The following is an 11,930-nucleotide window of genomic DNA, read 5'->3' as shown; positions in this document are numbered from 1 at the left end:
ATTTTTTTGAATAACCTTACACGCCTCCGAAATGTCTCACTGGTCAATTCTTTTAACCTATTTGAATCCATCAAAGGAAAACATTTCAGCCTGATAAAAGAGCGATAGTGATTACAAATCAAAATATCACACTATTTTAATTTCTAATCACTATCATCTCTCTATAATTTAATTCTTATCTTATCGTCTGACACTCAATACCCAAATGCTCTTATTAGCAAATTCTGGTCGCTTGAGCATTTCTGTCATAACCACGCCTGCTTCTCCTTTGCTATTGTACGCTTTGTTAAAGTAAACATACGTCATGCTATTTTCAGGGTGAACAAAGGTATGTACTGTCAATCCAAGAGCTTTTACATTTTGCACATACTGGTATGCTCCTCTCGGATTTCTATAAACTCCAGCAATAACATAGAATCCTTCTGAAATTTTATCATTTGCAATCTTGTGTTCCTGTACTTTCAGACGTTCTTCCAATCGTTGCATAATTGTTTTCGGTTTCTCCTCTGGCTTCGGAGGAGGCGGTGTTGTTTGAGTGGTTGGCGTCACCACCGCTGGTTTTTTCTTCTCTTCTTTGGCTCTTTCAGCAGCCTTACGTTTGTTTTCTAACTCGACCTCTTTTGCTTTTCTGTCTTTTGCTAATTTTTTAGCCCTTGCTTGACGCTCACCTCCGAAATTATAGGCAAGAGTAATCTCATAAGTCCCTCCTAAATTGCTTACATAGGTACCTATGCCTTGTTCGTAGCCAAACCCTGCACTTAGGTTAGCGTTCACATTGAACCCTAAACCTGCTGATACTCCATATTTTTGATCATATCCAGCATGTACCCAACCTAAAGTAGGCATGTCGAGCATTGCATGTCCACCCATTTGAAAATTATCTGCACTTTTTCGTCCTCTTGCTAACACGGACAAAGTAGCCTCTTCCAAAACTCCACTACCTGCTGTCATCGTATTTCGGTACATTACGTGCCCTGTAAAAGCTTTATCACTAAAAGGTACTGCCATCTCACCTCCAGCTAATGCATAATCAATCAAATTTTCAGCATTCAATCCAAAATGTATCATCCCGAAATTTATATCGAAAGCTGGGTTTATATTAAAAATCCCAGTATTGCTAAAATTCGCTAAAAAAGGATCAGATGAATCATTAGCTACAATCTTCCCTTGAGCAATACCACTCATACCAAAAGAGGCATTAATCCCTAATCTCAAATAGCTCTCATCTCCCAAACCTATCTGATGAACATAATTTCCTAAAAAACCTGTATTCTGAAACACTCCAATCTTTTTCTGAAATGCCATAACATTAATCACCTCATTATCAGACCATTTTTTACCATAAGTCCCCATAAAAATACTAAAGTTATTTTGAAAATTCATCCACTGCTGTCTGTGATACAATGCCACATGTGACTCTTTGTACCCAAAAATTGGAAAAGCTGGATTCATCAAAAACGTGTTGTATTTTACAGCTGTATGTCCTGGTAAATCATGTGCTAAATAATAGTTATTCTTTTGCTGTGCCCACGAAAACTGAACTAACAACATCAAAATAACCCATGTAACAGTATTTCTATTCATCATCTTCTTTCTCTATCTGAACAAAGTTATGGTACCTTGCTTATCTACTTTATTATCTACTTCTATTATATACATAAAGATTAAGGCTCTTTTACCCAATTCTTTGTATGTTTCAACATTAGGCCAAGTTTTATTGGTAAATCTTGTACCAGAGAAGACTGCCTTCCCTTCTTGCGAATATATGCTTACTTTAACATTATCCTTATTCAGATACTCCTCAGGAATCTCCCAAAAATCATTACTTCCATCTCCATTAGGCGTTACCACGTTGGGGATTTTAGAAATTTCAAACACTTCCGCTGAAAAACGTAACTCCACCGGTGAACAAGTACCGCCTATAGTAGCTGTCAACACGTAATCTCCTGTTTCTTTTATAATAATTTGCTGTGCGAAAACAGAATTACTTGGCGTACTCCACAGATAGTTTTCCGCTTTACTATTCCCTCCAACAACTTTGATTACCTCTCCTTTCGATGCTGTAACGCGACTGCCTGAAGGCACTTCCGAAACTTCTACTCCATCACTATTGACGCGTACTAACTTTAGTGAACTAGGATCAAATACAGAAACTTTCACGATGTTAGTCGACTGTTTGGTACAAGCTCCATTAGAAATTCGCAAATAATAATCACCAACTTCTGTTGCTTCATAGGTTGCTTCTACTGCTCCTTCGATAGGAACTGCTCCCTTATACCATTGATAAGAGAATGCCTCCGAATCTATAGGAGCTTTGATAATAGTTGAACCACCTTCGCAAATTTTAGGACTATCATCATCACTTTCCGAAACTAATGTGATATCCGGAATAGTTGAAAAAGATACATTCAATTTATTTGACGGGTCAATGATCGTTTGGTAAATTGCTAATAGCGAATAACTTCCAGTTAAGGCATCTTCTTTTGTAACAACTAATCCCGTCGGGTCAGATTGTCCCATAATTGGGGCATCGTTTCTGAGCCATTGAAAACTGAAATACTGATAATCAGTCTCATCCCCCTCATTACCTATCAAAACAACCTCACCTCCTTCTAATACAGCTTCTAACTTTTTCAGCTTCAATGTTGTTTGAGTTGCCGTACCATCACAATTTTGAGACTGGACTTCCGCAAATCCTATATTAGGTTTAAGCTCTTTTATCTCTATATAGCTCCGCAAAGGTAATACAATTTTTGAACCTGCACACCCCGAACTTGAACTTTCTACCTCAGCATGATAAGATCCCGGTTCCGTAACGGAATAGGTAGGAGCAGAAACTCCCTGAATTTCAGTCCCATTTCTAAACCATTTGATAGTTGGATTATTCATGTTGTGACTGATTGTCAACATATAGGTTTTACCAGGTATAAAAGCTCTTGGGATTTGTGGCAAAACCCAATTTGCCCTGATTTCTCTTTTAACAAGCACTAATGAATTTGACGTAGCAGGACAAGCCTCTGAAGTTCCAGACATTGCCACGTAATAAGTCCCCATTTGGGTTGCTCCATATTCGTAAACTCCTGCTCCTTCAGATACCTTAACACCATCTTTGTACCAAGTATAAGTGGCATTAACGTCAAGTGGCGAAGCCGTCAAAGTAACTGCACCTGCACAAACCTCCAAGCTCGTTTGTCCTCCGTTCAACTGTACCGCATTTGGATCTGTCAACTGTACGGGTAACGAATTAGAACGTTGTATGTTGTTCACCCCCGGGGTAGCTATTTTCAAAGAGTAATTCCCATTTTGAGTAGCCTTATTTAAGGTAAGTTCAAAACCACTGTCATCATCATCGTCATCGTTGTCATCGTCATCATCATCCAAAGCCTGATCGTCTTTATACCATTGATAAGTAAATGCACTGTAACTTGATGCCTCTAACAATACTTCTCCTGAAGGAGTGACAGCAATGATTTTTGCTAATCCTAAAGTAGCTTTATCAAACATACAAGGTTGGTAACCCGAGGACTTATATCGAATCTCCACCTTAAATTCATTCGGACTTTCAAGCAATACCTTATTAGAAGTCTGCAAAACTCCCGCACAACTTCCTCCTTGAGTTACCTCAACGGTGTACTCTCCAGGCTGTCTGGCTTGATAAGTAGCCTCCGTAGCTCCTTGTATGGGGGCTCCATTCAATTTCCATTGATATGAAGGGGATTCGGCTGTAGTAGTAGCCTCTAATTTTTTCGTCCCTCCAGGCAAAATCAGCACATCACCCTGTACCGTAGCTGAAACCGTGAAGTTTTCTCTGAATTTTATTTCAATTTCATTTGTTAATTCCTCACAAGTACTACCTGGAACAGAAATTCCTAGCTTGTAGGAACCAGCAGCCGTGTCATCGGTAGGAGCTGTATAAGTATGCATACCTGCTCCCTGTTGCACTACCGTTCCGTTACGATACCATTTATATAGATAGTTCGAATCGTTAACACTTGCTGTTAAGGTAAAAGGCTGACCTTTACAAATATTATTACCTGAAATCGAGTTGGTTATAACGACCCCGAGACTTCCTCCCATTACTACAGTCACATTGTTTGAACGTGAATTAGACGAACCCGAGCAATAATTTCCATAATCTACAACGGCATGATACGTCCCAGCCTCTGAAACTCGGAGCGTATGCTTGGTTTCACCAGGAATTAAGGTATTGTTACGATACCATTTGTAAGCTTTTTCACCTTTTTTGTTTACTGATATTTCTTGCGAATGCCCTGGACAAAGATTGATATTAGATACCCCTCCGTTTAATTCCATAGGGCTATTTACATTTACATAGTAAGCCGAAAATGGATTACTTGTAATAGAAGATGATGGATTGGTGCTACTAACACGAATCCTATACGCATCGCCATGCATGGTGTTCGGAAACTGAACGTTTACTGAGTATTCAAACTGTGTATTTTGCCCTGTCAACGTTGCTAATGTTACAGGATTTGAAAAATCACCATTCGCATCGGATAACTCAATAATATATTGATTCGTAGCATTGGGCAATGGCGGTTGCCATTTGAATGAAACTCCAAAGTTATTATATGAATCCGAAACACAAGCATCACTAAAACCCAGAGAGATAGACTCTATCCTCTGAGCGTGTACATAGCTTACGAACAAAGAGAAAATAAGCAGTACTAAATACTTGTATGAAATATCTATTTTCATTATTTCAAAATCTTTTTTCACGGTTTATTTGTATTAAACACATGTGACAGCATTGCAAAAGTAAACAAATTAATTGGATATAAAACTATCGGATGTTAGTTTTTGCGATTTCAAAAAATAAGAATTAATAATCCTAAATCGTAAATAGCAGTTATCATACAAAAATAAAATAAAAAGAAAAACATTTAACATATTTTTATTACGAAAAAAGCACAAAAACTTCCGTTTTTTCTCTTTTTTGACATTTTTATGTTTTATCTAAAAACAATGTTAATTGTGATTTCTTTAAGAGTAAGCAGTACTTTAAATATCAAAAAATCTGAAGAATTTTGATTTTTCGGTAACAGTTCAAAGCGTATAAAATACGGTAGAATCCTGAAAAGTACCTAATAACAATCAACTTTATACTGTTGTCTGTTTTGGAAATAACTCAACGGTTTTTGTAATTGTTCTTGGCATATACTTTCTAATATCTCAGCCACTCCTCGCTGCATCGCTACTGAACCGCAAATCATCACCACACCTCCACTCTTTAGGAGATTTGCAAAAAACGTAGATTGCTCTAAAACAATATCTTGTACATATTTTTTCGCCCCCATTCTGGAGTAAGCAATTTGTAGATTCGTCAATTTTCCAACTCGAAGTTGCTCTTCCAAAAATGATTTGTAAATAACCAAAGACCTGTCGTTTTTTCCGCCCCAAAATAGCGTTAACGGTTGATGGGCTTCATTGTCAGCTATCATTCCCAAAAAAGGAGCTATACCTGTTCCTGTAGCAATACAAACCACTGGTTTTCCTTTTTTGGGAAAGTGAAATTCTGGATTTTTATATATCGCCGACTTCAAAAGATCACCTGATTTTAAATTATTTAACATATTGGAAATCAACCCTTTTTCATGTCGTTTCACACTCAGTAAAATCTCATTGGAAGCCGTTTTCCCTATGGAATAGAGTCGTTCTCTACCATCAACCTCTGATGTTATACCCAATAAATCTCCTGATGTAAAACGCACATTTTCAATAGTTTGCAATCGAACTAAAAAAGTTTCATCGGATTGAATAGTTGTTTTTTCTATCACTTTGAATGTGTGTTGTTTACCTTTCTTTTTAGCCAACTTGTTAAAGGGTAAATTTAGTGAAAAACCTTGTTGCCTTGCCCATTCATTCGCCCAAAGTGAAAAAGACTCAACAGACTGATTATTAATAGTTTGCAAATATACTATTTTTTTACCTATGGAGGTTTTCGCTAATAGTTCATCTACTTCATAAGCATATTTGCAGTAGTCGGGATATGCCAAAGATCCAAACCCCACTACTGAATAGGTAAATGGTTTTTGGATCGTATTCTTTTGCCATAAAGATTTGAATTTTGTTGCATTAACAGGCTCATTTCCTTTGCCATAGGTACAAGTCATCACTATTAAATGCTCCATTTTAGGATATTCTGACAAGGAGTTCATTTCTGCTAAATACGATTTTTTTCCTTGACGGATAAGCTCATGATGTACCAAATTAGCAAATCCTAAAGTCGTGCCTCCTTCTGATCCTACCAAAATCACGTATTGACAATTATCTTTCGTGTATGGATTACGGATTTTTGATTTCCTGCGTTTCAATGTTATAACGAATCCTGAGTAGATAAAAAACAAAATACTAATACAAGATAAAAACAAAATCACAGCCCATAGCACCGTACCCCTACCGGTATGCAATATCATGCTGTAATAGGTCATTGCCTTTACAGTTGACTTAGGCGATTGTGCCAATACTTCTCCTGTAAACTGATTTATAATCAACTCACTATCAATCAATTCTAAGCGATAAGTTTCTTCTATATCTTCAAATATAGGAAAGGTGAGTTTTTTTACGTCTGAAAGTGGGATGTGAAACACCTCAAAATCTGCAATTGACCTATGAGGTTTTTCGGTAATTTGTTCGTAGTCAATATCTTCAAAATCTATTTTTGGGGAGGTAATCAACGAAAAGCCTTCCAAGGAAAGGTATATTCCTGTAAGAGTAATGACAGTTATAGGAATGAGTAACAGTCGACCTAAAAAGGTATGGTAGTGGGGAAAAAATCGTTCTTTTACCAATTTATTGAAAAAGCGTTTCCAACTTTTTTGCTTACGAACAATGAGAATCATTCCTGAAACAGCAATCAAAAACAGTAAAAATGCAGTTACAGCCATCACAATTCTCCCTACTTTTCCCATGAACAAAGAACGATGTAAAGTAGTGGTAAAACTAAATAATTCAGGTCGTTTGTAAGTTTCACCAACAGTTGCTGCCGTTTTAGGGTCTATATAAAAAATCATTGTATCGCCCTGTTCATCAACAACTTCTGTTTTAACAAACCGATTTTCATCAACCTCAAGAGATAATACTTCTGTGTATTTTTCCTTTAATTGTAATACAGTTTCGAATAGCTCAACATCTTCAAAATTAGAGCTCTTCAGAGGTTTTAATTGATTTGAAATAGGTTCAAATGCTAAAATCATCCCCGTAAGGGTAGCTATCAGAACAAAAAACGAAGCTACTAAAGCTAATACCAAATGTGCATATCTCCAAATGGACAGAGTCATTTTTACAATTGTTTTTATTAAGACTGATTATACATTTATATCAATAAAAATAAGAGTCCTAACGTATCTTCTGCGTCGTACCTCATGTCAAGACCCAAAATTTAACTAAGATTCTACATTATCAATCTAACATTGCCTGTGCAAATCTGTAAGGTTCGTTATGGTTAAGTAAACTAATTTTATTAACCCCATTTTTACGGAATTTCAAACACAGTCAACTTGATTGGGATAAAAAGCAGAAAGATATTGAATAGGAACTCTACAAATCCAAATCAAATTGTTTAATTTTCCGATAGAGTGTTCGTTCTGAAATTCCCAACTCTTTGGCTGTTTCCTTACGTTTGCCTCCATTTCTCTCTAACGATTTGATTATCAACTCTAATTCTTTATCGTGTAAGGAAAGAGATTCGTCTTTTGGAGCTTCCTCATAAACGTACTCTTCCGCATCGTCAATCACCTCGGTAGGAATTGTCGCCTCAACAGGAATGAATGAAATTTCGGGAGTTACCTCAGAAGTATGTTTCTTATTTTCACCATAAATTCGATGGATCAATCCCTTATTATCCTCTTGAACTTGTTGCGAATTTCCTTTTTGCAATAACTCCAAAGTCAATTTTTTCAGATCATTGAGATCGCTTTTCATATCGAACAACACCTTATATAATAATTCTCGTTCGTTTGAAAAATCACTTTCACTACGTGTGGTACCGACTACTGTTGGCAGATTAACTCCCTCGTCAGGCAGATAGTTACGCAAAATTGTGGCAGAAATCTCCCTTTTTTGTTCCAAAATAGAGATTCGTTCAGCTACATTACGCAACTGACGTATGTTCCCACTCCAGCGGTAGTTAACCAAAAGATGTACGCCATCATCAGTCAGTTTTATGGGCGGCATTTTGTATTTTTCAGCAAAATCAGAAGCAAACTTTCTGAAAAGCAGGTGAATATCGTCTTTTCGCTCTCGAAGTGCGGGTAAGTGAATCTCAACGGTACTCAACCGATAGTACAAATCCTCACGGAATCGTCCTTTTTTAATTGCTTCGAACATTTTCACATTGGTTGCTGCCACAATGCGTACATTTGTTTTCTGCACTACCGATGACCCTACTTTGATAAACTCTCCATTTTCGAGTACGCGAAGCAATCGCACCTGTGTGGTAAGTGGTAGTTCACCCACCTCATCCAAAAAGATTGTGCCTCCGTCCGCTTCTTCAAAATATCCGTTTCGAGTCGATGTAGCTCCTGTGAAAGCCCCTTTTTCGTGGCCGAATAGCTCGGAATCAATTGTCCCCTCGGGGATGGCTCCACAGTTCACAGCAATGTACTTACCGTGCTTACGCATTGACAATGAATGAATTATCTTCGGAATAGACTCCTTCCCTACTCCACTTTCTCCCGTAACCAATACAGAAACATTAGTGGGAGCTACTTGTGCTGCCTTTTCAACAGCTCGATTGAGTTTAGGGTCATTCCCGATGATTCCAAAACGTTGTTTTATAGTTTGTATGTTTTCCACAAGTTGCAAAATTTAACCGGTCAAATATACGAATTTTAACTCAATGTAACGTCAAAAACAATGTCTAAGATCTATCATTATCTTGTTTTCTACTCGAAAAAAATATTTCGGGCGGCAAATATATAATTTATTTTTTAAAAACAATGCTTTTATAAAATATTGAAAAACAATGATTTACAAACAAAAATATTTATAATTAACTGAAAAACTGACATTTATCATATTTTATTTTTACGAAAAATTTTATCTTAGCCGAATAAAAAAACGCTACAAAAATGACAATGATTTTTAACATTCCTCTTTACAACCACACAGCAGGTGTTTTCATCATCGGTGTCTTCGTTTTAGTTTGTATCGCCTTTGTTGTGATGACGGTTATGTTTTTCCGCAGTGGAAAAAAAAAGTAATTCATTGAATCTGAGATAAGTTGGTTTCACTGAAGGAATTTTGATGGGGACGCTGTGTATTGCGTCCCTACGCTTACGGTTCACAGTTCTGTTTCTAAAATCCGTTGAGAATGAGAATTTTTCTGCTCAAAAACGAATAAATCCGTATATTTGCCTTTGTGAAATTCACTTTCAATGTTACGATTTTTTAATTACATAACTCAAAAAATTAAGCAAAATCCTATCAAAACTTCTGTTTTTGGAGTTGTTCTATTGTTGTATTACTTTTCATTGCCAAAAGCACTGTTTCCCGACGATTATTCCACTGTGATTGAAAGTGCTGAAGGAAATTTGTTGGGTGCAAAAATCGCGAATGATGAACAATGGAGGTTTCCTGAGCTTGACAGTATACCTTATCGATTCAAAAAAGCAATTATATACTTTGAGGATGAATACTTTAGCTACCACTGGGGAGTGAATCCTATTTCGATGACTAAAGCCTTAGTAAATAATTTACAACAAGGAAAAATTGTTCGTGGAGGCAGTACAATCACGCAACAGGTCATCCGTTTATCTCGTGAAAACCAACAACGTACATATTTTGAGAAAATTACTGAATTGATTTTAGCTACACGTTTAGAATTTCGACATTCTAAGGACAAAATTCTACGGCTTTATGCCTCACACGCTCCTTTTGGCGGAAATGTTGTAGGGTTGGATATGGCAGCATGGCGTTATTTTGGGGTGTCTCCACATCAATTGTCGTGGGCAGAATGTGCAACATTAGCTGTATTACCCAATGCCCCAAGTTTAATTTTTCCAGGAAAAAATCAACAACTTTTATTACAAAAACGTAATCGACTACTCAAAAAACTGCTTAACAATCAGGTTATAGACAACGAAACATACGAACTAGCACTTGCCGAGCCTCTACCTCAAAAACCACATCCGTTACCACAGATGGCTCCTCACTTATTGGAACTCATTGCTAAAAAAAATGAAGGTCATCGCATCAAAACGACTATTGATTTCTATTTGCAAGAAAAAGTAAATCAAATTGTTCGTAACTACTATCACCATTATTCTCAATCAGAAGTTTATAATATGTCGGTACTAGTTACGGATGTGAAAACTCGGAATGTGTTAGCATATATTGGAAATACTCCTACAAATGTTGCTCACCAAAAAGATGTGGATATTGTCCATGCCCCTCGCAGTACTGGGAGCGTGTTGAAACCTCTACTGTATGCGGCTATGCTTCAAGAAGGAGATTTATTGCCTCAAATGTTAATCCCAGACATTCCTACGCATATTTCTGGATATTCTCCTCAAAATTTTAACAACACCTTCGAGGGAGCTGTTCCTGCAGATATGGCATTAGCAAAATCACTAAACATACCATTTGTATGGCTATTGCAACGCTTTGGAACGTATCGTTTTTACGATATCATCCAAAAAATTTCCCTTACGGACATAAAAAAACATCCTGATCATTATGGTTTATCTATAATTTTAGGAGGAGCTGAAAGTAATCTATGGGATTTAACAAGAGTTTACGTTAATTTAGCTTCCGAATTGAATGTTTTCAACAAACAAAGAGCCTATCGAAGTGCCGAATTTCAGGATTTAAACTATGATTTGTCTAAAAACACTATTGATTTTGGTCATTTTACCACAGAAATTCCCACATTGAGAGCAGGAGCTATATGGCAAATGTTTGAAGCCATGAAAGAAGTAAATCGCCCAACGAGCGATGTAGCGTGGCGATACTATGAGTCGGCTCGAAAAGTAGCATGGAAAACAGGAACCAGCTTCGGAAATAAAGATGCTTGGTCAATTGGTATAACTCCAGAATATGTAGTTAGCGTTTGGGTGGGTAATGCTACAGGCGAAGGTCGTCCGTCACTAACAGGTGCTTCGTTTGCTGCTCCAATTATGTTTAGTATTTTCAACACCTTGCCTAACTCAACATGGTTTCAGAAGCCTCACGAAGACCTTAGAGAACTCTCTGTGTGTGAAGTTTCTGGATTTTTAGCAAAAGAAGAATGTCCCAAAAAAACGATCTACTCAACCATTAGCAATTCCGACAACGAACAATGTAAATATCATAAAATTGTCCATTTAGACAAAAATGAACAATTTCAAATCAATGCCTCTTGCGAATCTCTTGATAAAATCGTCACAAAATCATGGTTTGTTTTGCCTCCTGTGATGGAGTGGTTTTACAAAAAACAGCATGTTAATTACCAAACTCTCCCTCCTTTTAGAGCTGATTGTCAACATAGTAACACGATAAAATCATTAGACTTTATCTATCCTAAGCACGGAAACATAATTTACACGACTAAAGGATTTGGAGGTGATTTACAACCTTTTACAGCTAAAGTAGCCCACAATGAAGGCGAAGTATTTTGGTATCTGAACAGTTCTTACTTGGGCGTTACCACGCATTTCCACGAAATGGACATCTATGCACCAAAAGGAAAAAATATATTACGGATTATCAACACTAAAGGCGAAGAGCGAGTTATTGAAGTGACTGTAAAATAATCATTTATAAATTCTATAACCTTTAAAATAAGAAATAGGATTTGTGGATGTTGTTTCTTGTCGTATATTTGCAGTTCGGATTTAGCTTCTTTTCATATCATGATTGGAAGCCTTTTTATTCGGTTTTTCACTGAAAATCAACTGATTTATTTGATTAACAAACTACATCTGTCAACA

Annotated in this window: 6 protein-coding genes; 2 read left to right on the top strand and 4 right to left on the bottom strand. The window is 36.8% G+C overall.

Going from position 1 to position 11,930, the window contains the following annotated elements:
* Positions 1–180: 180 nt before the first annotated feature.
* The 4 genes from CGC52_RS09620 to CGC52_RS09605 form a co-directional block, all read right to left on the bottom strand.
* Positions 181–1,587 (bottom strand): PorP/SprF family type IX secretion system membrane protein, encoded by a 1,407-nt coding sequence (locus CGC52_RS09620; RefSeq protein WP_095894232.1) that lies wholly within the window; start codon positions 1,585–1,587, stop codon positions 181–183.
* A 9-nt stretch (positions 1,588–1,596) separates the two neighbouring features.
* The gene (locus CGC52_RS09615; protein ID WP_157909136.1) at positions 1,597–4,719 is read right to left on the bottom strand and encodes a gliding motility-associated C-terminal domain-containing protein; all 3,123 of its coding nucleotides are present in this window, start codon (positions 4,717–4,719) and stop codon (positions 1,597–1,599) included.
* A gap of 386 nt (positions 4,720–5,105) precedes the next feature.
* The gene (locus CGC52_RS09610; protein ID WP_095894230.1) at positions 5,106–7,301 is read right to left on the bottom strand and encodes a PepSY domain-containing protein; all 2,196 of its coding nucleotides are present in this window, start codon (positions 7,299–7,301) and stop codon (positions 5,106–5,108) included.
* Positions 7,302–7,560: 259 nt separating this feature from the next.
* Entirely contained in the window at positions 7,561–8,817 is a 1,257-nt protein-coding gene (locus tag CGC52_RS09605) for a sigma-54-dependent Fis family transcriptional regulator (RefSeq protein ID WP_042345009.1), read from the bottom strand.
* Positions 8,818–9,092: 275 nt separating this feature from the next.
* Between CGC52_RS09605 and CGC52_RS11395 the strand changes: the two genes are divergently transcribed.
* Both CGC52_RS11395 and pbpC read left to right on the top strand, forming a co-directional pair.
* Entirely contained in the window at positions 9,093–9,224 is a 132-nt protein-coding gene (locus CGC52_RS11395) for a hypothetical protein (RefSeq protein WP_255395911.1), read from the top strand.
* A gap of 174 nt (positions 9,225–9,398) precedes the next feature.
* Entirely contained in the window at positions 9,399–11,753 is a 2,355-nt protein-coding gene (gene pbpC / locus CGC52_RS09600; RefSeq protein WP_095894229.1) for a penicillin-binding protein 1C, read from the top strand.
* Positions 11,754–11,930 lie beyond the last annotated feature (177 nt).

This window comes from Capnocytophaga sp. H2931 (assembly GCF_002302535.1).
GTDB classification, from domain to species: Bacteria; Bacteroidota; Bacteroidia; order Flavobacteriales; family Flavobacteriaceae; genus Capnocytophaga; species Capnocytophaga canis.
The sequence above is the reverse complement of the archived record's forward strand: the minus strand, read 5'-3'. Positions and strand labels throughout refer to the sequence as shown.

Coding starts and splice junctions, on each gene's coding strand:
- CGC52_RS09620 (WP_095894232.1), bottom strand. CDS start 1,587: ATGATGAATAGAAATACTGTTACATGGGTTATTTTGATGTTGTTAGTT.
- CGC52_RS09615 (WP_157909136.1), bottom strand. CDS start 4,719: ATGAAAATAGATATTTCATACAAGTATTTAGTACTGCTTATTTTCTCT.
- CGC52_RS09610 (WP_095894230.1), bottom strand. CDS start 7,301: ATGACTCTGTCCATTTGGAGATATGCACATTTGGTATTAGCTTTAGTA.
- CGC52_RS11395 (WP_255395911.1), top strand. CDS start 9,093: ATGACAATGATTTTTAACATTCCTCTTTACAACCACACAGCAGGTGTT.
- pbpC (WP_095894229.1), top strand. CDS start 9,399: ATGTTACGATTTTTTAATTACATAACTCAAAAAATTAAGCAAAATCCT.